The following is a 25,445-nucleotide window of genomic DNA, read 5'->3' as shown; positions in this document are numbered from 1 at the left end:
CACACGCAAAAACCTTCTTTTAACATTTTAGCGGCTGGACGCCGGACTGTCAATAGACGGCAAAAAGGGAAGCCAGAGATGGCTTCCCTTTGTACTTTTTATGGAATCCTTATACCGGATAAGCGGCGTTCTTTGTGTCAGCCTGCTTTAAATCCACTTTTTCCTGCTGTGCAAGACGATATTTGAAGAAATCGGTTGCAACCTGAGGGAACAGTGCATAGGTCAGGATATCTTCATCCTGCTGCTTCCACTGTTTCATCTCGGATTCGATCTTCTCCAGTTCGTTCGGAATCAGGTCTGCAGGACGGCATGTGATCACTTCTCTGTCGCCGATAACCTTCTTCTGAACTTCCGGATTGAAGGGCTTTACTGTGCGGCCATATTTGCCGGAAAGCAGATCCTTGGTCTGGTCGGTTGCCATCTTGTAGCGCTCGCCCATCAGGACATTGAAGACTGCCTGTGTGCCGACAATCTGAGAAGAAGGAGTAACCAGCGGAGGCTCACCAAAATCTTTCCGAACCTTCGGGATTTCCTTCAGCACATCGTCGTACTTGTCGCTTGCGTTCTGCTCTTTCAGCTGGCTTACCATGTTGGAAAGCATACCGCCAGGAACCTGATACATCAGTGTCTTGATGTTTACGCCAAGAACCTTGGGATCCATCAGACCGGACTTTAAGCACTCTTCTCTGTAAGGACGGAAGTAGTCAGCGATTTCAGCCAGAAGGTTCTGGTCGTAACCGGTGTCATAAGGTGTGCCGCGGAAGGTCTCAACCATAACCTCTGTTGCAGGCTGGGAGGTACCCAGTGCAAACGGAGACATTGCACAGTCGATAACGTCTACGCCAGCTTCAACAGCCTTTAAGTAGGTCATGCTCGCAACGCCGGAGGTATAGTGGGTATGCAGCTGGATCGGCAGCTTGGTCGCACCCTTCATGGCGCTGATCAGTTCGGTTGCTTTATACGGAAGCAGCAGACCTGCCATATCCTTGATACAGATGGAATCTGCACCCATATCTTCGATTTCTTTTGCGATATTGGTCCAGTAATCCAGAGTGTATGCATCGCCAAGCGTATAGGAAAGAGCTACCTGAGCGTGTCCTTTTTCCTTGTTGCAGGCTTTTACTGCGCATTCCAGGTTGCGCAGGTCGTTTAAGCAGTCGAAAATACGGATGATATCAATACCGTTTGCGATAGATTTCTGTACGAAATACTCTACCACATCATCTGCATAATGACGATATCCGAGGATATTCTGCCCACGGAACAGCATCTGCAGTTTGGTATTTTTGAAGCCGTCACGCAGCTTGCGCAGACGATCCCACGGATCTTCCTTTAAGAAACGCAGGCATGCATCAAAGGTTGCGCCACCCCAGCACTCTACGGAATGATATCCGACTTTATCCATTTTATCTACGATAGGAAGCATTAACTCGGTAGGCATTCTGGTCGCAATCAGCGACTGATGTGCATCACGAAGTACAGTTTCCGTAATTTTAATCGGTTTTTGTACAGGCATTGTCATTTCCTCCATACTGTTCTATTTTACCGGACAGCATCTGTATCCGGCAACAGGCGGAGCCTGACCGCCATCCTGTCCTGCAGCATGCGCGGTCGGTTCCGAAATTCAGATCAGATATTCTTTAGAACACACCGAAGATCGCCATAAACGTACCGGCTGCTACTGCAGTACCGATAACGCCGGCTACGTTCGGACCCATCGCATGCATCAACAGGAAGTTGGTGGGATCTGCCTGAGCGCCGACTTTCTGCGATACGCGTGCTGCCATCGGCACAGCAGATACGCCTGCGGAACCGATCAGCGGATTTACCTTTCCATGTGTAACCTTGCACATCAGTTTACCGAACAGAACGCCTGCAGCAGTACCGAATGCAAATGCAATCAGACCCAGCACAACGATCTTGATGGTATCCCAGTTTAAGAATGCTTCTGCACTTGTCGTTGCGCCAACGGAAGTACCGAGCAGAATTACAACGATGTACATCAGGGCGTTGGATGCGGTATCCGCCAGCTGACGAACCACACCGCTTTCTCTGAACAGGTTTCCTAACATCAGCATACCAACCAGCGGAGCTGTGGTAGGCAGGATCAGGCAGACAACGATTGTAACGATGATCGGGAACAGGATACGCTCCAGCTTTGTAACCGGACGGAGCTGTTCCATTTTGATTTTCCGCTCTTTTTCTGTGGTCAGAAGCTTCATAATCGGGGGCTGAATGATCGGCACCAGGGACATATAAGAATATGCCGCTACTGCGATCGGTCCAAGCAGCTGGGTCTGTCCCAGCTTACCGCAAAGGAAAATAGAGGTAGGGCCGTCTGCACCGCCGATGATGGAGATTGCAGCTGCAGCTTTGTCATTGAAGCCCATCGCAATCGCACCGAAGTATGCAGCGAAGATACCAAACTGTGCTGCAGCTCCCAGCAGGAAGCTCTTCGGGTTTGCAATCAGCGGACCGAAGTCTGTCATCGCACCGACACCCATGAAGATCAGGGACGGCAGAATTGCCCATTCATCCAGTTTGTAGAAATAATACAGCAGGCCGCCTACGCCGTTTGAGGAATCCTCAAAGCTCAGCATGATATCCGGGTAGATATTTACAAGCAGCATGCCAAATGCAATCGGGACAAGCAGCAGCGGCTCGAATTCCTTGGCGATTGCCAGGTAAAGGAACACGCATGCCACCAGAATCATCACTACATTTCCCCATGTCATATTGAAAAATGCAGTCTGATGAATCAGGTTGTCCATCGTAGTCGTAATATAAGACATTTCGTTGACCTCCTGTGTCAGTAATCAGGGCCGGACAATCCGGATCAGTTTAAGGTTGCCAGTAATGCACCTGCTTCGATCGCGTCGCCGACTGCTACATTGATGCTTGCCACAGTACCGTCCTTAGGAGCTACAACGGGGATTTCCATCTTCATTGCTTCGATGGTAACAACCGGATCGCCGGATTTTACAGCCTGGCCAACCGCAGCGTCAATCTTGAATACCTTGCCGGCTGCGCCTGCTTCTACGCGGATGCTGCCTGCTGCACCTGCCGGAGCTGCTGCTTTGGGAGCAGCCTTGGGCGCTGCTTTCGGAGCTGCCTTAGGTGCGGTCTTGGGTGCTGCAACCGGCGCTGCGCCGCTTTCTTCTACTGTAACATCATATACGTTTCCGTTTACGGTAATGGTATAATTCTTCATGATTCAATCCTCCTGTGAGTAATATGCTTTTTGCTTAGGCATTTTTCCAGCTTCCGCTGCGCCGTCTGATACTTCTTACAACAAATCCGTCTGTCGATGTGCTGCCTTCGCTTGCCGCAATCGCCGCTGCGATTACTGCGATCAGCTCTTCATCTGAGGTTTCTTCCTCTTCTTCAACAGGCGCTGCAACAACCGGTGCCGCTGCAGGAACAGCTGCAGGCTGTTTGTTCTTCTTGGAAAACTTTTCCTGAATCTGCGGGATAAACTTGAAGCAGCCGATTAACAAGCTGATCAGAATCAGGATAATAAATACCGTTCCCATACCCATCAGGGTGTTAAGGGCTGCATTTAACATCAGCTCACCCATGGAACGCTCTACATTTACTGTGATGGAAGACAGGCTGCCCTGGTCATTGATAATCAAGGTAACAACCGCATTATGATCCGCACCGGAAACGCTCGCTTCCACAATCGCCTCGTCGGAACCAATCTCTACTTTATGATCTGTCACTCCATTATATGCACCCAGATCGGACATCGCCGATTCCCAGCTGGAAATACCGGCGCTGATAACCGCGTCGCTTGCATACTGATCCTGCATGCCACCGGTTACAATCTCGTTCAGTGCGTTTACCACCTGATCAGAATAATTGATCAGGCTTGCTTCATCGATCTGCAGCTGGCTTTCCTGCACCTGGTCTGCTTTGCCGCACGCGGCTGTACCGATCAGGCAGGTCACCATACCTAACAGCAGCAAAAATTTTTTCATATGAAACAGCTTCCTTTCTTAGACTGTGCCGTGCTTTCTGACAGGACCGTCCTCCCGTTTGGTGAACAGCATCTCGAATGCACCGATCACATATTTTCTGGTGTCTGCTGCTTCGATGATCTGATCTACATAGCCTCTCTGTGCTGCGCTCTCTGCGCTGGTCTGCAGTGCTTCATACTCTGCTGCGCATGCGTCGATCGCTGCAGCATCCTGACCGTCACAGATAATCTTAGCTGCCAGCTTCGCATCCATTGTGCCGATCTTCGCATCCGGCCATGCATATGTAATGTCTGCGCCGATTGCCTTGGAGTTCATAACAGTATAAGCGCTTCCGAAAGCCTTGCCGATTACAACGTTTACTTTCGGAACGGTCGCGCCTGCAAATGCATAGGTCAGCTTTGCAGCAGCCTTTGCGATCTTCTTCTCTTCACATTTGCTTGCAGCATAGCCTGCAACATCTGTCAGGGACAGAACCGGGATGCTGAATGCGTCACAGAAGTTTACGAAATCAGCAGCCTTTTCACAGCCCGCCGCAGAAAGGACTTCACCGAAGTTTGCTGTTTCCTTGCCTTCTTCATCATAGATGCGGCTGCGGTTTGCAACTGCGCCAACTGTCTCGCCGTTTAAGCGCAGGAAGCCAGTTACCATATCCTTACCGTAAGCGCTCTTTACTTCTACAAAGTTCTGATCATCTGCCAGCATGGACAGGACAATCGTGGTATCTCCGTTATAGCCTGCAGCATCTGCGATGTCACGGTTTAAATCGTCCTCGCATTCGCCGTAAGCGTCGTTTTCTTCGTTATTGCCGGGGATCATGCATACCAGCTCGCGGATCTGGGAAAGGATTTCCTCCTCTGTTCCCACGAAATCAACCAGTCCGGCTTCCTCACTCTGGAATTTTGCAGAAGAGGTATCGTCCTTCTCTGTCCAGCTGCCTTCCATAGCGTTCGGGGAATTTACGAACAGCTTTGCTTTTTTGCTTTCCATAAAGGTAAAGTCTGTCAGTCCCGGAATCAGTGCCAGGCCGCCGCCGCAGCTGCCAAATACTGCTGTGATCTGCGGAATCACGCCGGATGCCAGAGCCTGTTTGCGGTAGATTTCACCGAAACCGTTTAACGCATCCGTTGCTTCCTGCAAACGTAAGCCTGTGGAATCAATCAGTCCGATCACCGGCGCACCTGTCTTACTTGCCAGGTCATAAAGGCCTGCAATTTTTCTGGCGTGCATCTCGCCAACGCTTCCCCCCAAAACAGAAGCATCCTGGCTGTACACATACACAAGGTTGCCATCGATCACCCCGTAGCCGGTGATCACACCGTCGGAAGGGGTTTTTGTCTGTTTCAGATTGAAATCTGTAGCTCTGGCAGTTACCTTCGCGCCGATTTCAACGAAACTGTTTTCGTCGAGTAAAGCTGTAATTCTTTGACTCGCTTGTGAAGTATTGCTCATTTTTTCAGCCCTCCATGTTATATTGGGTAATATAATAGACCAGTTAAGATCCGTACTTTAGAAGTATAACACGAAAAAGTGCAGTCTGCCAGATATATTTTAGAAATATTCTACTTATTTATTTTTAAATTGCTTCTCTTTTACAGCGGTTTTTACAACAACACCAGGGCAAGGAGTCTTTTCAAGCAGTAACAATAGGTGATTTTCGGTACCCCAAATGCCGCTGTAACAGGTAATTGCTCATAAAGCGCGCCATTTACCAGATAGCTCACCGTCCCGACCTGTTCACCCGCTTCGACCGGGGCAGTCAACTGTCCGGGCAGGCTCACGCGCACATCCGTCTGATCACCTCTGGAAAGCAGCATACGAATTTCCTTTTTGGGGCAATTTAACGAAACCTCCGCAAGCTGTCCGTTTTCCACCAAAAGCGTCTTTGGCAGGTCAGGCTGCTGCAGGCTTCTTTGGTCAAATGCTTCCAATCCATATTCCAAAAGCAGCCTCGCATCGTGCCATTTCCATGTGCGATTGTTCGGCCAGCCGCACGCCAGCAGCGCAATGGTAAAACTTTTTTCCCCTTTTGTAAGCGCGCCCACATAGCAGTATCCCGCTTTTCCGGTAAATCCGGTTTTCCCGGACAGCATTCCGTCCATCATCTGTAAAAATGCGTTGTGGTTTGCAGCGCTGACTGTCCTGGTTCCGGTTTCAAACGTCCCGTCCTGCGCTTTTTTCAGGCTGCAAAACTGCCTGGAAGCCGTTCTGGTAATTGTAAGAAAAGTCTCCTTTTGGGGAGACATAAACGCACAGTAGCGCATGATTGCAGCGAGGTCTGTCGCCGTACAGGAATGCTGTTTTTGTGTTCCGTCTGTTTCAAGCTCTGCGTCCAGTCCGTTCGGCGTGATAAAAAACGTGTTCTCACAGCCGATTTCCTTTGCTTTTTCATTCATTTTCCGGGCAAAGGTAAGCACTGCCTTCCTGCTTTCTTCCTCTGTGTGCAGGCTGCAGTCCATGGAAAGCCCAGCCGCCTTACTCCCGTAATACTCTGCGATCACCACTGCTGCATCGTTATAGGATTCCAGCATCAGCCCGTAAAGGAGATCCTCCATTCGGTAATACTCGCCCTTCTGCACGCCCATATGTACCTTCGGCTGCCTCGCCGCATAAGAAGAAACCGGCAGGACGTCCTCCGGATTTCCAGTTTCCAGTGCCAAAACACAGGTCATGATCTTCGTCGTGCTCGCCATCGGCAGGACTTCGTCCCCGTTTTTGGAAAACAAAATACGCCCGTTCTCCGCGTCCATCAGGACGGCGGCACGGGCGTACAGCTCATTGGTTAAACTTGTCTCATTTTTTCGTTCGTCTGCGGTCGCTGCGGCAGATCCGGACGCTGCATAGCTATTTCCGGCGTTCACAGTCATCTCTGGTACAGATACAGTCGTAAACAACATCAGCACGAGTGCCGTCAGTGCTCCTGCAGACTTCCAGTTTCGATTCCCGATCGGCATATTTATTCCCCTTTCCGGGATTTCTTCCTATTATATGCCGCAGGACAGCTGTGATATGCGAATCACGTCTGCAGCTGCAGCACTGCCTCCTGCTCTGCCTGCTCTTTGAATTCTTCAACCTGTACGGCGGACAGCTCCGGCAGCTCTTCCAGAGAGCCTACGCCAAACGACCGCAAAAACTGTTCTGTCGTGCCGAATAAAAGCGGGCGTCCTGGCGCATCCAGCCGTCCCAGCTCTTCTACCAGATCGTATTCTACCAGACGGTTGATCGCATGGTCGCAATTGACGCCTCTGATCTTCTCGACGTCAAGGCGCGTCACCGGCTGCTTGTAGGCAATGATTGAAAGAGTTTCCAGCAGTGTGTCGGTCAGCGTATATTTCTTCGGAGCTTTGGCGATGCGGATCAGATAATCGTAAAATTCCGACCGGGTACACATCTGCCAGGAATCTTCGAGCGAAATCAGGTTCACCCCCCGGTGCTCCTTTTCCCAGCCTGCGCGCAGTTTTTCTAACAGTTCCCGCGTTTTTTCAGGCGTCTCGCCAATTGCTTCTGCCAGTCGTTTCGTTTCCACTGCTTCCCCCATCGTAAAGAGAATTGCTTCCAGCGCTGCTTCCTTTTCTGTCAGCTTCATGCCATTTGTTCCTCCCTCGATATCACCGTCATATCATCATTGATCGAAGCCTGCTCTACCGTAATTTTTCCGGTTTTCATCAGCTCCAACACCACCAGAAAGGTCACGATCACTTCGACCTTGCTGTGCTGCTTTTCCAAAAGTGCCCGGAAGGAAAACCGTTTATGCGTCCGGATAAAATCCTCCACATAGACCGCTTTTTGGTCTACGCTGACCTCATCTTTTTCGATTCTGCCGAAATTGCTGCGCACCGGGTCTTTTTTGTCCTCCTGGCGTTTCAGGATTCCCTCAAAAATCTCCTGTAACTTCGCCAGCGTCATATCTTTGAGCAGTTCGTTGTAATCCAGCGGCGGACGATACGCCTCCACCTCTCTTGGAACATCCTTTTCCCTGTAAAAGCTCTTCGCCGCATCCAGCTCCATGTCCCGCAGCTCGAAGGACATATACTTATACATCTTGTATTCCAGCAGCTTTTCCACCAGCTCTGCTCTCGGATCTTCTTCCTCGCCCTCTTCATTGACCTCACGGGGAAGCAACATCCGACACTTGATGTCCAGAAGTGTTGCCGCCATCAGCAAAAATTCGCTCATGACGTTCATGTCTTCCGTCTGCATCTGACGGATATAATCCAGATACTGTTCCGTGATTTCCACGATCGGAATATCGTAAATATCGACTTTATTTTTTTCAATCAAATGTAAAAGCAGATCCAGCGGACCCTCAAATACTTCCAGTTTGACCTCAAGCGCCATATTTTTCTCCAGTAAGTGCCTTTAAAAATTCCATCTGCCGACAGGCAGACAATCGGAATCTTTTTACTCTTCTGTGACCAGATCAATGACCACAAGCTCCGCCGGATTGAACAGCCGTACCGGAATTGTATGGCTGCCCAGCCCTCTGCTGACAATCATCTTTTTCTGATTCTGTTCATAATAACCGCCGTCATATTTCGGGAACAGCCGATAGGACGTGGAAATCACCCCGCCGATACCCGGAATCCGTACAATTCCGCCGTGAATATGTCCGGAAAGCGTCAGATCCGCGCCCCAGCCGGCATAGGCGTCAAAAAAAACCGGATTGTGGGCAAGCAACACCTGAAAATCATTTCGGTCAGCATGTCCGACCATCCGGGAAATTGTTTTCGATTCCAGTTTTGTGCGATCCAGCTTCTGATAATATTCTCGCGGCAAGTCAAGACCGGTAATGCGGATTCCATACTCCGGCAGCAAAACGCTGCCGTTTTCAAGAATCCGCACATGGTTTCCTTTTAAAAACGCACGATAGGATGCCCCCATTTTCCCATAGGTTTGCGGTTCCCGATAAATCCGGTATTCGTGATTGCCGTTTGCATAATAAAACGGATACTCTGCAGAAATCGCCCTGACAAGCTCCTTTGCATGTTCCATTGACTTCCCTGACCGGGAGGTAATCAGATCTCCTGCGCACAGAATCAGATCCGGATTACTGGACTTTATCGCAGCGAGCAGCTTTTCATTGTGTTTGCCGTAGGATTTGTTGTGCAGATCTGCAAGCAGAACCACTCTGCAGTTTTTTTTCAGCCTCCGATCTGAAATTCGATAGGAAACTTTCACAAATCGATTGCTGTCACATATCATCACAACCAGCAGTATAAGTGCTGTCAGACATAACAAAATGGCCAGAATCTTCCACATAGGCATCCTCTCTTTTTGAATCTGTAAAGCCATTTCCGGCTTTTATCCGCAGCTGCTCCTGCAGCATCCTTTTACTGCCTCTTTCCACAAAACTCACAGCAAAAACGCTGTCACCGCTTTTTTCACATAATCTCTGTAAAACGCTTTTTCCACGTTGCTTGCATACAAAATGGGAACCGTACCGATCTGCTCTCCGTTCAGGCGATAAATCGCTTCACCCGCCTTTGTGCCTACAACGACCGGTGCCTCTGCCTCTTTTGGGACAGAAATCCTTTTCTGAACCATAGAAATATCGTTGCCATCGGTATCCAGCCAGACAAACTCCGACGCATAGACGACCGGAACCGTTTCTTCCTGTCCGCCTTTTACAGGAATCGGAAGGAGCTGGTCTTTATTATCGTCCCGGTACAGGGCGCTGACGCTGTAACCGTAAGAAAACAGCGTTGCCGCATCCAAAAAACGTGCCCTGGAATCCGGTGCAGTCATCACGACCGCAATCAGGTCTATCCCATCTTTTCTGGCAGTTGCAGACAGACAATATTTCGCCTTCGCCGTTGAACCGGTTTTCAGCCCTGTCGCCCACTGGTACTGCTTTAGCAGCTTGTTGGTGGACGAAAGTGTAAACGGCGTGCTGCCCCGCGCCGTCGTATGGGTAATATCCTCCATCCAGATTCCGGTATACTGATAGATGTCTGGATATTTCTGTACCAGCTCGCGGCTCATAATCGCCACATCCCGCGCCGTTGTATGGTGGCTGTCGTCGTCCGTCAGTCCGCAGCAGTCCGTAAAATGCGTATTTGTCATACCCAATGATTGTGCCTTTTCATTCATCTTTGTAACAAAGGCTTCTTCGCTTCCGCAGATGTATTCCGCCATCGCAACCGCCGCGTCGTTGCCGCTTGCAACCGCAATACATTTGATCAGCGTTTCCACTGTCTGCACTTCTCCTGCTTCCAGAAACACCTGCGAACCGCCCATCGACTGCGCGTGTTCACTCGTCACCACTTCATCCGTCAGATGGATCTGCCCCTGTCCGAGCGCTTCAAAAATCAGCAGCAGCGTCATAATCTTGGTAATACTGGCAGGCGAGCAGATCCGATCTGCATCCTTTTCAAAGATCACTGTCCCGGTCTGCGCTTCCAGTAAAATGGCAGAAGGGGCCGACACCGTTACCGCCCCCTCTGCTGCTGTTCCATCCAGTCCCGGAACCAGGGATGCCATAAAAATCAGCAGAAATGACAGCCATGCTGCCAAGACTTTTTTCCAGAAGGATTGTCTCATTTCCTACACTCCGTCCATCCGTTTTACCACTATTTTTATGTCCCTGCTCCCGGATTATTCCTTTTTCGCTTATTTCTGCGCAATCGCTGCTGCAGCTGCCGCTGCAACGGTCTCTGCCGGAACGACTGCTCCGGTAGCTGTATCAATCGTCACACCTGTCGCAGGATCCGTTACCCATGTTGCAGGATTGATCACCGGCACTGCAGTTGCCAGACCGTTTGCATCAAACACATAGGTCACGCCGCCTACTGCCAGTGTCGTATTGACTGCCATCGCGCCGTTTGTCTGGAAGTAACGCATGCCGGAAGCATCCGTATACCAGCCGTACTGCATTGCGCCGTCTGCTCCGAACAGATAGGTCACGCCGCCGATATTGGTCAGCCCGGTCGCCATCACGCCATTTGTATTGAAATAATATTTGTTTGTGCCGACTGTCAGAAGTTCGTTGGCTGCCATAGAACCATCCGTCTTAAAATATCTGGTTCCTGCGGTCGGGTCGCTGTAAAAGCCGTACTGCATTGCACCATCTGCTCCGAATAGATAAATCTTGCCATTTAACGGGATCATGCCTCTCTGCATCAGGCCATTGGAATCAAAATAATATTTCTTTCCACCGATTTCCACCAGATCAGTCAGCATATGGCCGTCCTTGGTATCCATGTACATCATGTTAAGGCTGTCACCAAGCCACCCCTTTTTGTACAGTGTGCCGTCCGCATTCATGAAGTAGCGCTTACCTCCATCCTCTATGAAGCCGTACTGCATTCTGTAGTTCTTATAATAATATCTGCCGCCCGCACGGTCTACGAAGCCGTTTGCAACGATCAGGCTGGAGTAATCCTTGAACTGATAGTTTACATCCACACTGCCGTTTATGCCCGCAACGACACCGCTGCTGGAATACTGCCAGAACGCCGGATTGGGATATTCGCATACCGTGTTGTACTGTGCAATCCATTTGTCATAAGGGGTTGCCGCGATCTTGCCGACCATCCAGTTTTTGCTGGAATAAACCATCGGATAATAGCCTGCCTGCTGTACGGTGCTGCAAAATGCCACCGTCAACGCTGCCAGCTGATCGGGAGACATGTTTTTATGGATGGAATCCTCCAGGTCATATACGACCGGATAGCTGACCGAATAAGGCTCCATCGCTGCAATGGCAAACTGAGCCTCCGTCATCGCGCCCTCTACGGTTGTCGCATACGAATAAATGTAGACGCCGACCTTCATACCAGCTGCAGTCGCTCCCGCCATATTCACCGCATAATACGGGTCTAAACCGCTCTTTGCGCTTCCCGCCTTTATGAACGCAAAGCTATAGCCTGCATTTTTGACTGCGGACCAGTTTACCGCGCCCTGATATTTGGATACATCAATTCCCTTCGCGAGCGGTGCCGCCGCCTTGGCAGTCGCCGGTGTTGAAAGAAACGTTCCTGCCGCTACCGCAGCCGCCAGCACAAAACCGGCAATTCTCTTTCCGAATCCGAATTTCATTTGTCCTCCTATGTACTGTGAAAATTTGCGAAACGGAATCCTGCCTTGCAGGATTCCTCACCTGCGGCGGGTCGCATCCGCGGCATCTTTCCATTCCGCCGCAGTGTGATCCCATCCGAAGGACTTTTTTTCACAATACGAATGTATTGTGAAAAAAAGTCCCTGGGGGAAACCCTCAGGGACTCATTCCTTTAGTTATATTTGCGTTTTCTTGCTGCTTCAGACTTTTTCTTACGCTTTACGCTGGGTTTCTCGTAGTGTTCTCTTTTGCGGATCTCCTGCTGGATACCTGCCTTTGCGCAACTTCTCTTGAAACGACGCAGAGCGCTATCTAAAGTCTCATTCTCTTTAACGATGATATTAGACATATACTCTCACCTGACCTCCCTTCAGTCCCTCTCGTATCCACGACTGACCGGGTTAATAATGTACAAAATTGATTAACTCACATGCACATGAACTATTATAACAAAAAATTCTGATTCGTCAACAGTTTTTTCAAAATATTTATTTGTCGATCTGTCCTGCCAGAACCTTCGCTGCTTCTGCTATTGCTGCATCGATTCCTGCCGGATTCTTACCGCCTGCCTGAGCCATGTTCGGACGGCCGCCGCCGCCACCGCCAACCAGTGCCGCAATTCCTTTGATCAGGTTACCTGCATGGGCGCCCTGCTTCATTGCAGCATCTGTTACCATTGCGATCAGATTGACTTTTCCATCCTTTGCAGAAGCCAGAACAACAACACCTTCTCCAAGCTTTTCCTTTAACTGGTCACCAAGATCGCGCAGGCCGTTCATATCCACATCTGCTACACTGACTGCCAGAAGCTTCACGCCGTTTACATCCTGAACCTGATCCATAACGTCACCCAGCGCCTCTTTTGCAGCCTTGCTCTTTAAGGATTCATTCTCAGCCTGCAGGCTCTTAAGGTCTGCCATCAGGTGCTCCAGCTTCTCCTGCAGGTTTGCAGGGGTTGCCTTTACGGTCTTCGCAGCCTCTTCCAGCTTCTTCTCAAGATCGTTGTAGTAATCGAATACGCCCTGTCCGGTCAGCGCTTCAATTCTGCGCACACCTGCAGCAACACCGCTCTCGGAAAGGATCTTGAATGCCTGAATTTCTCCGGTGTTGGAAACATGGGTACCGCCACAGAACTCCTTGGAGTAATCGTCCACGCATACAACACGAACCGTATCACCGTATTTTTCGCCAAATAAAGCCATGGCGCCGGATTTCTTTGCCTCATCCAGAGTCATCAGTTTGGTGACAACCGGGATATTTTCTGCAATTTTTTCATTCACTGCCTTTTCCACCTGTGCCAGCTCCTCTGCTGTCATTGCTGAAAAATGGCTGAAGTCAAAACGCAGATGTCCTGCATTATTCAGGGAACCCTGCTGCTCTACATGAGTGCCGAGTACATCCCGCAGTGCTTTCTGAAGCAGATGCGTTGCTGTATGGTTTTTGCAGGTTGCGCTGCGGTTTTCCTTATCAACAGACAGCGTTACTTCGTCATCCAGCTTGAACATGCCGCTTACCACATAGCCCACATGACCGATTTTGCCGCCTTTTAAGTGGATCGTGTCTTCTACTGCAAATTTTCCGTCAGCAGAGGTGATCACACCCTTGTCGCCTTCCTGACCGCCCATTGTGCCATAGAAAGGAGTTGCATCTACAATAATTGTACCCTTGTCGCCATCTGTCAGTGCTTCCACCACTTCATCCTCTGTGGTCAGCGCGCTGATTCTGGAAACCGCCTCCAGTTTGTCGTAACCAACAAAGGAAGAGGTGATTGCAGGATCAAGAGACTCATAAACAGTCGCATCTGCGCCCATATAGTTGGTTGCCTTCCGTGCTTTTCTCGCCATCTCACGCTGCTTCTGCATCGCTGCATTAAAGCCGTCCTCGTCAATGGAGAACCCTTTTTCCTCAAGGATTTCTTTTGTCAGGTCGATGGGGAAGCCGTAGGTATCGTACAGGCGGAACGCATCCTCGCCATCCATTACAGTCTTTCCTTCTGCCGTCATCTTTTCTTCCAGATCTGTCAGAATTGCAAGTCCCTGATCGATTGTCTTATTGAATTTATCTTCTTCCTGCGTCAGGACATTTAAAATAAAATCTTTCTTTTCTTCCAGCTCCGGATATCCGTCCTTACTGCCTTCGATTACTGTTGTGCTCAGATTTGCAAGGAATTTACCGTCGATGCCGAGAAGTCTTCCATGACGTGCCGCACGACGGATAATTCTGCGCAGAACGTAACCGCGTCCTTCATTGGAAGGCAGAATACCGTCGGAAATCATAAACGTTGCGGAACGGATATGGTCAGTGATGATACGGATGGAAACATCCCATGCGTGCTCTTTGTGATACTCCTTGCCTGACAGCTCACAGACACGGTCGCGCAGCGCACGGATGGTATCTACGTCAAAAATGGAATCCACGTCCTGAACAACCACTGCCAGACGTTCCAGACCCATACCGGTATCAATGTTTTTCTGTTTTAATTCGCTGTAGTTGCCGTGGCCGTCATTATCAAACTGGGAGAATACGTTATTCCATACTTCCATATATCTGTCGCAGTCGCAGCCAACGGTACATCCAGGCTTGCCGCAGCCGTATTTTTCGCCGCGGTCATAATAAATCTCAGAGCAGGGACCGCAGGGACCTGAGCCATGCTCCCAGAAGTTGTCTTCCTTACCAAAGCGGAAAATCCGTTCCGGTGCAATGCCGATCTCGTTCTGCCAGATTGCAAAAGCTTCGTCGTCATTTTCATAAACAGACGGATAAAGTCTGTCGGGATCCAGTCCAACGACCTGTGTTAAAAACTCCCAGCTCCATGCAATCGCTTCATGCTTGAAATAGTCGCCGAAAGAAAAGTTTCCGAGCATTTCAAAAAAGGTACCGTGACGTGCGGTTTTACCGATATTTTCGATATCACCGGTACGGATACATTTCTGACAGGTAGTCACACGTCTTCTGGGCGGAATCTCCTGTCCTGTAAAATAAGGCTTTAACGGCGCCATGCCGGAGTTGATCAAAAGCAGACTGTTGTCGTTATGCGGCACCAGAGAAAAGCTCTTCATCGCCAGATGTCCCTTACTTTCGAAAAACTCAAGGAACATCCTTCTCAATTCGTTCACACCATATGCTTTCACGTTTCTTCCTCCTTCGTTGTTTCTTACAACGTTCTTTCATCGCCCCAGAAATACAGAGCCACTGTACCCGGACCGGTATGGGAGCCAATTACAGTTCCGATATTGTTGATCTGTACTTTTCCGTCCAGTTTAGGAAACGTTTCCTCAACCAGTTGTGCAACCGCTTTTGCATCTTCCATGCAGGCTGACTGACTGATATAACACTTTCCGGAATATTCCCGTCCGTTCTGCGCATGCTCTTCCATCCGCTTAACGATCTCGCGAATCACCTGTTTTTTCCCACGGTATTTGCTGCGCGGAATCAACCTGCCCTCGGAATTCACATTCAGCAGCGGACAGATATTGAGCATCTTTCCGAAAAATCCTGCGGTTTTGGAAACTCTTCCGCCACGGATATAGCTGGTTAAATCTGTTGAGAAAAACCAGTGATGCAGGGTATTGCGATGTGCCACGATCCATGCTGCATTTTCCTCCAGAGACATTCCGGCACGCTGATTTTCCAGTGTCTGTTCCACCAGCATACCGTAACCAGAAGAAGCCGCAAGGGAATCCACAACCATCACCCTGCGGTCCGGATATTTTTCTTCCATCTGGGTCTTTGCAACATTCGCCGAGTTGATGGATCCAGAAATTCCACTGGAAAGCGTCAGATGAAGCACATCTTTTCCGCTCTTTAAAACAGGCTCAAACAACGCGCAGTATGCCTCTACATTCACCTGAGAGGTCACAGGCTGCGCGCCGTCTCCGATCATTTTATAAAATACTTCCGGCGAGATGGACGAGTACAGGTCATCTGCATATTCTTTTCCATCCAGCTGATAATGGAACATGGCAAAGGGAACTTCATTTGTTTCCATGAAGGTTCGGCTCATATCTGCTGTCGAACAGCAGGTAACTACATACTCTCTCATTTTTCCCGCTCCTTTGGGTATCTTATTTTTGCAAACCTGTCTTATTATAGTAAATCTTTTCGTCTCTTACAAGTCCAAAAATAAAATATCCGCAAGGTATTACTGGGAATCCGTCTGTTGCTGTTTCTTTTTCTTACGTTTTTCCCGTCGTTTTTCCACCCGCTTTTTGCCGCGCCTTATCGCCTTTATGATAAGGACTGCCGCTAAAACGGCTGCGATGGCGAGCGCAAGGATCAGCCAGATCGGCACGCTGTTATCCTGCACGCTGTAGACCGCAAACGCTGTTCCATAAGGAACCGATACAGTCACATAGCTGCCGTCCTCTTCTGTATCCGCTTTTTCCCATTTATTTTCCGTCTGAATCCTTACCGCAGCGCTGTCTGCACCGTCCGGGATCCGAAGATGCAGGACATATTCTTCCTTTTGCTCCGGCATGTTGTCGATATTCCAGATATAGGCATAGGCAGGATCACCATCCGAAATCCTATCCGCCTGCACGCTTTCCGCAGACAACACACTCGTGTCATAAAAATCGCCTTCAACCAGGAAATCCGGTTTTAACTGGTTTGTTGCTGAAAACCACGCAAGGCTCTTGGTAAAACGTTTGCTCTCTGCCGTCACTGTTACGTTAGCAGTCACATGGGTCAGGGGGAATTTTCTGTCCCAGCTGATGTAGCAGTCCTCATCCGGCTCAATATCCGGCACTTCTTCTTCCGTCACCGTACCGTCGTAGGGAATCTGCAGCGTCGCAAGCACCTCGTCATCCTGTTCAAAGGTCACTGTCACCTGCGTAAAGCCAGCCGGCACTGTTTCCATTTGCATCAGTTCTTCGTAGGTACAGCGCTGCGCCTTTCCAATATAATTGATCTGATCGACACCACCCCACAGATCAGAGACGAAATAATTGTTCTCTAATGTACCGTCTTCGTTGATACAGCCCGCAATGCTGCCGATCTTTTCGGTACGATTGCCGGAAATTGTCACCATCGCGAGGCAGTTGCTGATGTCATAGCCTTCCCCGGTAATGCCGCCGATTTTGTTATCGCCCTTTAAATTACACAGAGCGTAGCTCTGATTGACCCGGCTGGCAGAATATCCTGCGATACCACCGAGACCGTTGCCGGATTCCAGCTGAACCGTTCCATAGTTTTCGCATGTATGGATCAACCCCAGCTCTTCGCTTCCGGCAATACCTCCGCTGTTTCTCTTTTTGCCCGCTACCGTTCCGTAGTTGATACAGTGAATCAGCACGTCGTTTGTAGTGGAACGCACCTCCACATCGGTCAGCTCTGTCAGATCCATATCAACCTCAGGATCCACATCATACTCCGTATTCATAATTCCGGCGATACCGCCTGCATTGATGTCGCCCTCAATTTTTCCGTGATTGCTACAGCCCGAAACGACACCGAGCGTCCGCTCTGTAAGTGCTTTCCCCGAAACATCGTCAATCGCACTGCCGTTTCCGAGCAGGACGTTGACATCGTCGCTGATAATATCTGTAATTCTGGAGGACGTATTTAAAATCCTGTCCAGATCGCTGGTAATCGACTGGATTCCGCCATCGACACTGTCAGTCATGCTGTCGATCGTATCGCCAGATGCTTTGCTCTGATCGGTCAGCTCCCCGGAAATATTGCTCATCGTGTTCGTCAGGGAATCTCCCGTACCTGTAAGCGTACTCTGCAGGTTTTTGATATTGTCAGATGCGGACGAAATCTCTCCCTTCATCTGATTTAGGTTATCGTCGATCTTTTCGTCGTGGTTTACTTTAATCGGATCTTTTTTGAGGATATCCGTAATTGCGTCCGCCTTGCTCTCTACTTCACTCTGACTCGGAATGGAAATAGATTCCGATGGCAGTTCAGAAGGAAGTGTGGAGGGCAGTTCACTCGGCCATTCCGAAGGCAATTCCCATCCGGAGCTGCTTTCTTCCGAAGATTCCCTGGATACACTGTCCCTGGCAAACCACGCATAATCGCCTGCCTCATCGTCCCCTGCTGCCAGATATTCTGCCGCGTCGTCTGCAGGGATTGCCGCAGCTTCTTCATTGTTGGACGGCTGGTTTTGGGTGTCGCCGTTTTCACTGGAAGAAGGCTGTTCGCTCTCTGCAGGGCTTTCCTGCAAAGAACTGCTCTCCTGAGAAGAGCTTTCTTCCGGGCTGCTGCTTTCCGACGCGCTTTCCCCATCACTTTCCGACGCGCTGCTGCTCTCGGAGGAACTTTCTGTCAATATATCCTTCATGTCGTTTAACTTTCCATTGATATTATTGGCAGCATTCTCCGTATTTTGTCGGATGCTCTCCATCATTCTCGAAATTGTATCGTTTCCGATCTCGCCCAGATTATTCAGTGCGCTGCTCAAGCTATCCATATAGGCCGTCATCGCTGCATTATTGCCGGTAACGGTGCTCTTCATGGAATTGATCTCACTGTCCAGATTGCCCATCGTATCCTCATACTGCTGCTGCAGCGTCTGGACATAGCCTCTGGTGTCAGAGGATACGCTGCGCATCGCATCGGACATCTGTCCCATCAGGTGATTGATCTCTGAAAAATCGTCCCTCACCTTTTCCAGATGATCGGAAAGATATTCCGACTCCCGGTAAGGCTCCGCCTGACCGATAATACCGCCAACGTCCTTGCGCCCCATGACATGACCCATATTTTTACAGTTGATAACCGTACCGCTCTGGCGCCCGATCACACCGCCGACATTGTAGCCGATATGTGCATAGCCGATTTCACCTTTGTTGGTGCAGCCTGCCACCGTACCGGACGATCTTCCGGCGATGCCGCCTGCGTCATTTCTCGTCACGACGTTCTGCGTCAGATTCAGCGTTCCGATATCGATTCCGTTTAAATCCAGCGTTGTCTTTAAGTCCTCGTCGTTGATTTTTCCTTCATTTTCGCAGTTCTGAAGGATACCGCGGTTCATGCCGCAGATACCGCCGACCTCATTCGTGCCGACAATCGTGCCTTTATTATAACAGGTCAGCACGATGCCGTCCGCCCTGTTTTCCCCGACAATGCCGCCGACGTTTGTGTTGCCGGTCACAATTCCTTCAAAACTGCAGTTTTCCAAAATGCCGTAGTTCGTTCCGACGACTCCACCGACATTTTCTGCGCTGCCAGTCACCTTCACACTGCCGGAAACGTTCAAATCCTTTACCCTGCCGGTTTTGCCGACATAACGGAAGAATCCGTAATCAGAGCCCTCCCTGGAAATCTTCAGTCCGCTTACCGTATGCCCGTTTCCGTTGAAGGTTCCCGCAAAATACGGAATGCCATCAAACGAGCTGCCGGACAGGTCGATATCGTTCTGTAAGTTGAAAATCCTGCCATAGCTGTAATAATCGTCCTGGCACTTCTGAACATATTTTAAAAACTCTTCTTTATTGGAAATCGAAATCTCTTCTACGACGATATCGGCTTCCCGGTCTTCCAGCGCTTCTTCTGCGGTAACTGCCTCTTCCTGCTTCTTTTCCTCCGCATACGCCATAGAACCGTTCTGTAAAATCGCTGTTGGCAGCATGGAAACGCTCAATAACACCGCCAGCCATTTTTTACAGCTGTTCGTTCTGTTCTTCATCGCTGTCCTCCTTTTTCGCATCCTGTTCGCCCGGCTGTGCTGCTGTGTTCGGTTGTGACACGTCGTCCGGCTGTGCTGCTGTGTCCGGTTTTGCTGCATCATCCGGCTGTGTCAATCCTTCCTGTTCCATTACAAGCTCTGTCTCTTTTCCGCCAATCGGCAGTCTGGATTCAAAAGAAGCCTGCATGGAACCGCTAAAGCTTCCCTTGATCTCCGCGTCGATTTCACCCTGTATATAACCCTTGACACGGCCATTTACAATCATCCGTCCGGAAACATCTCTTCTGGTCGCCTGGGGCAGATTAATTGTCAAAGCAGTCTTTTCGATAATGATATCGCCCAGCAGCAGAATCTGCGGCAGGACAAACAGTACCAGTATAATGGAAATCAAGGTTCCTCTTCCCAGTGCAATACCGATTGAAGCAACTGTCGCATCCGATGCGATCTGTCCGATCAGAAAACCTGCTCCGGTCAGAATCGTACCAGAGGTAAAGATTGTCGGAAATGCCTGATTGATTGTTTCAATAATTGCCTCATGAATCGGCATCTGTTTTTTCAATACCATATAACGACTGGATATAACGATCGCATAGTCGATCGTCGCACCCATCTGGATTGCGGATACAATCAGGTACGCAATGAAAAATACACTTCCTCCTGTCAGCGTAGGCACAGAGAAATTGATCCAGATACTTCCCTGAATGGTCAATACCAGCAAAATCGGGAGTCCGGCGGACTGGAATGTAAACAGCAGAATAATCATAACAAACAACGCTGTCAGTACACTGATAATAATATTATCTGTTGCAAACGAAGACATCAGGTCATGATTGCTTGTGCAGTCACCAACCAGTATCATGTCTGATTTATTATAATACTTCGCGCAAATATTGCGGATGTCATCCATTGCCGTATACGCTTCGTCCCCTTCCGTCGGCACACTGACAGTCAGAACCAGTCTGGAATAATCCTCTCCCTGCAGCTGCAGCTGTGCATCATGCAGCGTATTATAAAGGTCCGTCAGCTTTTCATCCATATCCGCATCCAATGTGACGTAGCCTTCCTCATACTGATCATACAGGAATAAAAACATATCTATAATCGGCACTTTGTACTCGTCGATGCCTGTAAAAATCGGACCGTTCTGTCCCTGTTCATAGGCATATGCCATATACAAAACCCGTACGATCTCAATATCCAGATCTGTCAATTCAGAAAATGCACGAGGCGCGATTTTATCCGTCAGGACATAATCATCGTTGATCGAAACGTTTGCAAGCCCTGTCACGGTGTTGACATAATCGAGCGTTTCAAATTCCTTCAGAACCTTTTTCTCGGATTCATAATCGCCCTTCGGCACCAGAATTGCAATCTGATTCGAAACGCCAAACTCGTCTTCAATTTTATGCCTGGCAATTCTCGTCTCACTTTCCCTTGCGGCCGGAACGGAATTGACATCATACAGATAACTGCAGTTATTTGCCATCCATGCTGCAAAGCAAAGCAGTATCACAAATACAGGCGGAACGATAAATCTTGTCAGGTTCGCCCATTTACCTGCAAACGAAATATTCGGAACAAAGCTCTTGTGATGCGTGTTGTCAATTCCCTTTGCAAAGATCATCAGAATCGCAGGCATCAGGAAGAATACGGAGATCAAACTGAAAATAATTGCCTTTACCAGTACGATACCCATGTCATAGCCCAGACGAAAATGCATGAACATCATCGCCACCATGCCGGAGATGGTCGTCAGGGAAGAAGAACTGATCTCCGGTATTGCCTTTGACAGCGCAACCTTAATCGCAGATTCCGCATCCATCGTCTCATGCTCTTCCATAAAACGATCACAAAAAATAATCGCATAGTCAATTGCCAGCGCCAGCTGCAGAACGACAGAAATCGAATCCGTTACGCTGGAAATCGTTCCCATCAGGTAGTTTGTTCCCTTATTCAGGAGTGCAGCCACACCAAACGTAATCAACAGTACCGGGATTTCCATATATGCCTTCGTGGAAATCAGCAGTACTACTACAATAATCACAACTGCAAGAACCAGAATCAGATTCATGTCATTATTCAGGGATTCTGTCTGTTCTTCTTCAGAGCCGACTGAGGTAGATATATAGGTATCATAATCCGAAAGCAGTTCCTTTATCGCCTGCTTGGCATCCTTGCTGATCTCATCGTCTTCTGCGCCGTCAAAGGTCACATCAAACAGGGCGTTCGTTTTGTTGTAATGATCCGCAGAATCATCAAAGGCAACTTCCTTCACACCCTCTACCGCCTCCAGCTTTTCCACCAGCGCATCTGCGTCCTGCCAGGTAATATTCGACACCATGATCCTGGCGCTGCCATATGTCATAAACTGTTCATCCATCAGGGTCAGACCAATTCTCGTCTCACTGTCTGCCGGCAGATATTTGGTAATATCCTGATTTACCGATACTTTATTCATGCATGCTGCACAGTAAATACACGCAATGGCAAACAATACCAGAAAAGCTTTTCTTTTGTTGACAATAAAGGTTGCTACTGTCAGCCAAAAATTCCCTTTTTCCTTTTTTTCTTCCATTCGATTCACTCCTTGACCTCTGCTTTTCAACAAGAAATTTCATTCTATATTATAAAATCACTCCTTATTCTTTACAAGTAAATTTTCCCGTCAATTTCCCCAATCTGTCCAAAAAATTATATCCACTCTGCCAATTGTGTACTTGAACTTTTTCGATTAAGATTAAGGTACTGACATTATTTTAGGGGAGAGACAGAAGTTATGGAAAAGAGACAACACAAGCAAAAAGCAGTTCTGATGACAGAGGGACCGATCTGGCGGTGCCTTTTATTATTTGCACTTCCGCTGATGGCCGGCAACCTGTTTCAGCAGCTTTACAATACGGTAGACAGCATCGTCGTCGGTAATTTCGTTGGAAAAGAAGCACTCGCCGCAGTCGGCTCCACGGATAGCGTTATCAATACCTTTATTGGTTTTTTTTCCGGCATGTCAACCGGTGCAGGCGTCATCATTTCCCAATATTACGGCGGCAAAAAAGAAGAAAAGGTTTCCATCGCCGTCCAGACAACCATCGCGCTGACACTTTGCATGAGCATTCTCTGCACGGTGCTCGCCCTTTTGCTTGTTCCATCCCTGCTGCGCCTCATGGGCACTCCGGATGATGTCTTTCCTGAGGCTGCAACCTATCTTCGCATTTACTTTATCGGTGTCACCGGACTTTTGTTCTATAACATGGGTGCCGGCATTCTTCGCGCGGTCGGAGATTCCAGACGTCCGCTCTATTTTCTGATTTTCTGTGCGGTTTTGAACACGCTGCTGGATCTTTTATTCGTCGCAGTTTTGCGGTTCGGTATCGCGGGTGCTGCCTGGGCAACGATCCTTTCCCAGGGAATTTCTGCCCTCCTGACACTCTTTGTCCTGACCCGCGAAAAAGCCTGTTACCGCATCATTTGGAGTAAGGTCCGTCTGGATCCGAACATGACGAAAAAGATTTTCTTTCTCGGACTTCCCGCCGCAATTCAGATGGCAGTCACTTCCTTTTCCAATGTTTTTGTACAGGCATACATCAATCGTTTTGGTTCTGCTGCTATGGCAGGCTGGTCTTCCTATGGAAAAATTGACAAATTCTGCGTACTTCCGATCCAGAGTCTTTCCCTTGGCGTGACCACCTTTGTCGGTCAGAACCTTGGTGCACGCAAAATAGACCGTGTCCGGCAAAGCACTAAGGTCGGCACACTGCTCTGCTTTGCCGTCGCGATCCTCATTACGATTCCTGTCTTGATTTTTGCCCGTCCTCTCGTCTCCATGTTCAACCGCACGCCGGAGGTTTTAGACTACGGCACACTTTTCATCCGTCTGGAAATGCCGTTTTACCTCGCCCTTTGTGTCAATCAGGTACACGCGGGCACGCTGCGCGGTATCGGCAATACGAAAGCCCCCATGGTCATCATGATGAGCTGCTTTATCGTGTTTCGACAGATTTATCTTTACACGATCACACAATTTACAGACTCTGTCATCGCCGTCGCACTCGGCTATCCGCTGGGCTGGGTGTTGTGCAGTATCTGTCTGTTTACCTATTACCGTCACACGAAGCTGGAAACGTATCTGCGGTAAAAACAGCTCCGGACGCCAGCGTTTTTGCAATGGCCTCCGGAGTTTCCTGTTTTCCGTTTTTTTCCCACATAACAAACACATTCATCAACGCACCGCCATAAAAATACAGCTCGTAGGGCTGGATCTTATAAACCGGTTGAATCCGTTCCATCATAAAAGAGTTCATAGCTTCCAATATGATATGATACAAATGCGCATCTACAAGCTTCAGGATAAAGGCTGCATACTGATCAAAATACTTCAGTGCATGTTCTATACTCCCTGGATCATGAAATTTTCCGCCTTTTTTTAGGATCTCGCTGCGTTCCCGGACATACCCGTTTACAATCTCATGAAAGTAATCTGCAAGCGCATCTTCTTTTTGTTCATAATAATGATAAAACGTCATTCGGGAAACACCGGCACGTTTTACAATATCGGATACCCGGATCTCTTCATATGATTTTTTATCCATCAGGGAAAAAACGGCTTCTCCGATGCACATCCGCGTAAAACGGGTTCTGTTTGTATATTTTTTCCCAAATAATTCCGCCATATCCTTCTCCTTTGCCCTGCATTGTAGCATCATAGCACAGCTTTCGGTTTATTTACAATCCTCCCAGTAAATCTTCCATAACATCCTGTACTGTCTCTATCTGATTTGCCAAAAAACCCTGCGCTCCGCAAAAAAGCAAGCCATTTTCTGTATCTCCCTTTACGGCATGGATCAACGCTTCTGTAATACAATAGGGTATTTCCGCCGGATTACAGTGCTTTAGACAGCCAAAGCATTTTTGCGGTCTTTGGACCTCCCCCTTCTCTACATGTTCCAGAAAAGGATTTCTGATTGCGCGCCCCGGCATTCCAACCGGACTTGACACCAGTACAATATCCTCTTTTTGTGCCTTCAAATACGCATCTTTATATGCACTGTCTGCGTCGCATTCTTTGGTTGTAATAAACCTGCTTGCAACCTGAATCAGATCCGCTCCAAGCATAAACTCATGCTCTGCCCGCGCCTTATCACAGATCCCGCCGCCGACTGCAACGGGTATTTTCCTTTCCGCCTTCTTTTCATAGACTCGTACCAGTTTCAGTATTTCAGAGATTTCCATATCATAATCCATTTTCTCTTCCAGCTGTTTTCTGGAAAATCCAAGATGTCCGCCAGCCTCCGGACCTTCGATCACTATAAAATCCGGATATCGATGATATTTTTTCTCCCAGTATTTCAAGATCAGTGCCGTCGCACGGGCACTGGAGACGATCGGTGCAATTGCAATGTCGGTATCCGAAACCATTGCCGGAAGCTCCAGCGGCAGCCCGGCGCCGGACACAATAAAATCTGCGCCGGTCTCAACGGCCTTTCTTACATAGGTCTCATAATGATTCATTGCCACCATGATATTAAACCCGAGGATGCCATCCGGTGCAATCTTTCTCGCCTTTTGCAGTTCTTCCTCCATTGCCTTCAGATTTGCCAAAACCGGGTTTTGTTCAAATTCAGGCTGTAAAAAGCCGATCTGCGCGGCCGAAATGGTTCCGGCTCCCCCTTCCTTCGCCACTGCCCCCGCCAGTCCGGACAGGCTGACTCCAATCCCCATTCCTCCCTGAATCAGCGGTTTTTTCAATCTTTTTTTCCCAATCCATACCTGGCTTTTCATGGTA

19 protein-coding genes are annotated in these 25,445 nt (G+C 48.9%); 1 reads left to right on the top strand and 18 read right to left on the bottom strand.

Going from position 1 to position 25,445, the window contains the following annotated elements; translation table 11 throughout:
- Positions 1–109: 109 nt before the first annotated feature.
- From ACLTOQ_RS13045 to ACLTOQ_RS12970, 16 genes are all read right to left on the bottom strand, one after another.
- Positions 110–1,522 carry an oxaloacetate decarboxylase subunit alpha gene (locus ACLTOQ_RS13045; protein WP_117959849.1) on the bottom strand — a complete coding sequence of 471 codons (1,413 nt, stop codon included), beginning with the start codon at positions 1,520–1,522 and terminating at the stop codon, positions 110–112.
- Between the two features lie 118 nt (positions 1,523–1,640).
- Entirely contained in the window at positions 1,641–2,792 is a 1,152-nt protein-coding gene (locus ACLTOQ_RS13040; RefSeq protein WP_021914541.1) for a sodium ion-translocating decarboxylase subunit beta, read from the bottom strand.
- Between the two features lie 44 nt (positions 2,793–2,836).
- On the bottom strand, positions 2,837–3,211 hold the full coding sequence (locus ACLTOQ_RS13035) for a biotin/lipoyl-containing protein (RefSeq protein WP_021914542.1): 375 nt from the start codon (positions 3,209–3,211) through the stop codon (positions 2,837–2,839).
- A 34-nt stretch (positions 3,212–3,245) separates the two neighbouring features.
- Positions 3,246–3,566, bottom strand: coding sequence for an OadG family protein (locus ACLTOQ_RS13030; RefSeq protein ID WP_412287604.1), 321 nt, complete (start codon positions 3,564–3,566; stop codon positions 3,246–3,248).
- Between the two features lie 432 nt (positions 3,567–3,998).
- Complete coding sequence (locus ACLTOQ_RS13025) at positions 3,999–5,429, bottom strand: acyl-CoA carboxylase subunit beta (RefSeq protein ID WP_021914544.1); 1,431 nt, start codon at positions 5,427–5,429, stop codon at positions 3,999–4,001.
- A 152-nt stretch (positions 5,430–5,581) separates the two neighbouring features.
- Positions 5,582–6,931, bottom strand: coding sequence for a D-alanyl-D-alanine carboxypeptidase family protein (locus tag ACLTOQ_RS13020; RefSeq protein ID WP_337597647.1), 1,350 nt, complete (start codon positions 6,929–6,931; stop codon positions 5,582–5,584).
- Positions 6,932–6,993: 62 nt separating this feature from the next.
- The gene (scpB, locus tag ACLTOQ_RS13015) at positions 6,994–7,563 is read right to left on the bottom strand and encodes an SMC-Scp complex subunit ScpB (RefSeq protein WP_262584578.1); all 570 of its coding nucleotides are present in this window, start codon (positions 7,561–7,563) and stop codon (positions 6,994–6,996) included.
- Positions 7,560–8,315, bottom strand: a complete 756-nt coding sequence (locus tag ACLTOQ_RS13010; protein ID WP_021914885.1) for a segregation and condensation protein A — start codon at positions 8,313–8,315, stop codon at positions 7,560–7,562. The genes scpB and ACLTOQ_RS13010 overlap by 4 nt, the downstream gene beginning before the upstream one ends.
- Before the next feature lie 63 nt (positions 8,316–8,378).
- Positions 8,379–9,236: a metallophosphoesterase gene (locus tag ACLTOQ_RS13005; RefSeq protein WP_337672726.1), complete on the bottom strand. Its 858-nt coding sequence runs from the start codon at positions 9,234–9,236 to the stop codon at positions 8,379–8,381.
- Between the two features lie 93 nt (positions 9,237–9,329).
- Complete coding sequence (locus tag ACLTOQ_RS13000) at positions 9,330–10,517, bottom strand: D-alanyl-D-alanine carboxypeptidase family protein (RefSeq protein WP_337560820.1); 1,188 nt, start codon at positions 10,515–10,517, stop codon at positions 9,330–9,332.
- 69 nt (positions 10,518–10,586) lie between these two features.
- Entirely contained in the window at positions 10,587–12,014 is a 1,428-nt protein-coding gene (locus tag ACLTOQ_RS12995; protein ID WP_412319606.1) for a GH25 family lysozyme, read from the bottom strand.
- A gap of 191 nt (positions 12,015–12,205) precedes the next feature.
- Positions 12,206–12,382, bottom strand: a complete 177-nt coding sequence (gene rpsU, locus ACLTOQ_RS12990) for a 30S ribosomal protein S21 (protein WP_021914881.1) — start codon at positions 12,380–12,382, stop codon at positions 12,206–12,208.
- A 139-nt stretch (positions 12,383–12,521) separates the two neighbouring features.
- Positions 12,522–15,131 (bottom strand): alanine--tRNA ligase, encoded by a 2,610-nt coding sequence (gene alaS / locus ACLTOQ_RS12985; RefSeq protein ID WP_412319637.1) that lies wholly within the window; start codon positions 15,129–15,131, stop codon positions 12,522–12,524.
- A gap of 56 nt (positions 15,132–15,187) precedes the next feature.
- A complete protein-coding gene (locus ACLTOQ_RS12980; RefSeq protein WP_412287590.1) occupies positions 15,188–16,075 on the bottom strand; it encodes a DegV family protein in 888 nt (295 codons plus the stop codon).
- Positions 16,076–16,174: 99 nt separating this feature from the next.
- Entirely contained in the window at positions 16,175–19,666 is a 3,492-nt protein-coding gene (locus ACLTOQ_RS12975; protein ID WP_412319605.1) for a GLUG motif-containing protein, read from the bottom strand.
- On the bottom strand, positions 19,641–22,241 hold the full coding sequence (locus ACLTOQ_RS12970; RefSeq protein WP_412319604.1) for an efflux RND transporter permease subunit: 2,601 nt from the start codon (positions 22,239–22,241) through the stop codon (positions 19,641–19,643). The genes ACLTOQ_RS12975 and ACLTOQ_RS12970 overlap by 26 nt, the downstream gene beginning before the upstream one ends.
- A gap of 201 nt (positions 22,242–22,442) precedes the next feature.
- Here ACLTOQ_RS12970 and ACLTOQ_RS12965 point away from each other — a divergent pair, with 201 nt between their 5' ends.
- Positions 22,443–23,798: an MATE family efflux transporter gene (locus ACLTOQ_RS12965; protein WP_337427450.1), complete on the top strand. Its 1,356-nt coding sequence runs from the start codon at positions 22,443–22,445 to the stop codon at positions 23,796–23,798.
- Here the strand turns inward: ACLTOQ_RS12965 and ACLTOQ_RS12960 are convergent.
- Together ACLTOQ_RS12960 and ACLTOQ_RS12955 are read right to left on the bottom strand one after the other, a co-directional pair.
- A complete protein-coding gene (locus ACLTOQ_RS12960; RefSeq protein ID WP_021914875.1) occupies positions 23,755–24,333 on the bottom strand; it encodes a TetR/AcrR family transcriptional regulator in 579 nt (192 codons plus the stop codon). The genes ACLTOQ_RS12965 and ACLTOQ_RS12960 overlap by 44 nt on opposite strands.
- A gap of 52 nt (positions 24,334–24,385) precedes the next feature.
- Entirely contained in the window at positions 24,386–25,441 is a 1,056-nt protein-coding gene (locus ACLTOQ_RS12955) for an NAD(P)H-dependent flavin oxidoreductase (RefSeq protein WP_337427454.1), read from the bottom strand.
- Positions 25,442–25,445: the final 4 nt, after the last annotated feature.

This window comes from Gallintestinimicrobium sp. (genome assembly GCF_046968865.1).
Classification (GTDB): domain Bacteria; phylum Bacillota; class Clostridia; order Lachnospirales; family Lachnospiraceae; genus Gallintestinimicrobium; species Gallintestinimicrobium propionicum.
This window is presented reverse-complemented; position numbering and strand designations above follow the sequence as displayed.

Bases quoted from the DNA above. Each gene is read 5' to 3' on its own strand.
- ACLTOQ_RS13045 (WP_117959849.1), bottom strand. From the start codon at position 1,522: ATGACAATGCCTGTACAAAAACCGATTAAAATTACGGAAACTGTACTT.
- ACLTOQ_RS13040 (WP_021914541.1), bottom strand. From the start codon at position 2,792: ATGTCTTATATTACGACTACGATGGACAACCTGATTCATCAGACTGCA.
- ACLTOQ_RS13035 (WP_021914542.1), bottom strand. From the start codon at position 3,211: ATGAAGAATTATACCATTACCGTAAACGGAAACGTATATGATGTTACA.
- ACLTOQ_RS13030 (WP_412287604.1), bottom strand. From the start codon at position 3,566: ATGTTAAATGCAGCCCTTAACACCCTGATGGGTATGGGAACGGTATTT.
- ACLTOQ_RS13025 (WP_021914544.1), bottom strand. From the start codon at position 5,429: ATGAGCAATACTTCACAAGCGAGTCAAAGAATTACAGCTTTACTCGAC.
- ACLTOQ_RS13020 (WP_337597647.1), bottom strand. From the start codon at position 6,931: ATGCCGATCGGGAATCGAAACTGGAAGTCTGCAGGAGCACTGACGGCA.
- scpB (WP_262584578.1), bottom strand. From the start codon at position 7,563: ATGAAGCTGACAGAAAAGGAAGCAGCGCTGGAAGCAATTCTCTTTACG.
- ACLTOQ_RS13010 (WP_021914885.1), bottom strand. From the start codon at position 8,315: ATGGCGCTTGAGGTCAAACTGGAAGTATTTGAGGGTCCGCTGGATCTG.
- ACLTOQ_RS13005 (WP_337672726.1), bottom strand. From the start codon at position 9,236: ATGTGGAAGATTCTGGCCATTTTGTTATGTCTGACAGCACTTATACTG.
- ACLTOQ_RS13000 (WP_337560820.1), bottom strand. From the start codon at position 10,517: ATGAGACAATCCTTCTGGAAAAAAGTCTTGGCAGCATGGCTGTCATTT.
- ACLTOQ_RS12995 (WP_412319606.1), bottom strand. From the start codon at position 12,014: ATGAAATTCGGATTCGGAAAGAGAATTGCCGGTTTTGTGCTGGCGGCT.
- rpsU (WP_021914881.1), bottom strand. From the start codon at position 12,382: ATGTCTAATATCATCGTTAAAGAGAATGAGACTTTAGATAGCGCTCTG.
- alaS (WP_412319637.1), bottom strand. From the start codon at position 15,131: ATGTTCCTTGAGTTTTTCGAAAGTAAGGGACATCTGGCGATGAAGAGC.
- ACLTOQ_RS12980 (WP_412287590.1), bottom strand. From the start codon at position 16,075: ATGAGAGAGTATGTAGTTACCTGCTGTTCGACAGCAGATATGAGCCGA.
- ACLTOQ_RS12975 (WP_412319605.1), bottom strand. From the start codon at position 19,666: ATGAAGAACAGAACGAACAGCTGTAAAAAATGGCTGGCGGTGTTATTG.
- ACLTOQ_RS12970 (WP_412319604.1), bottom strand. From the start codon at position 22,241: ATGGAAGAAAAAAAGGAAAAAGGGAATTTTTGGCTGACAGTAGCAACC.
- ACLTOQ_RS12965 (WP_337427450.1), top strand. From the start codon at position 22,443: ATGGAAAAGAGACAACACAAGCAAAAAGCAGTTCTGATGACAGAGGGA.
- ACLTOQ_RS12960 (WP_021914875.1), bottom strand. From the start codon at position 24,333: ATGGCGGAATTATTTGGGAAAAAATATACAAACAGAACCCGTTTTACG.
- ACLTOQ_RS12955 (WP_337427454.1), bottom strand. From the start codon at position 25,441: ATGAAAAGCCAGGTATGGATTGGGAAAAAAAGATTGAAAAAACCGCTG.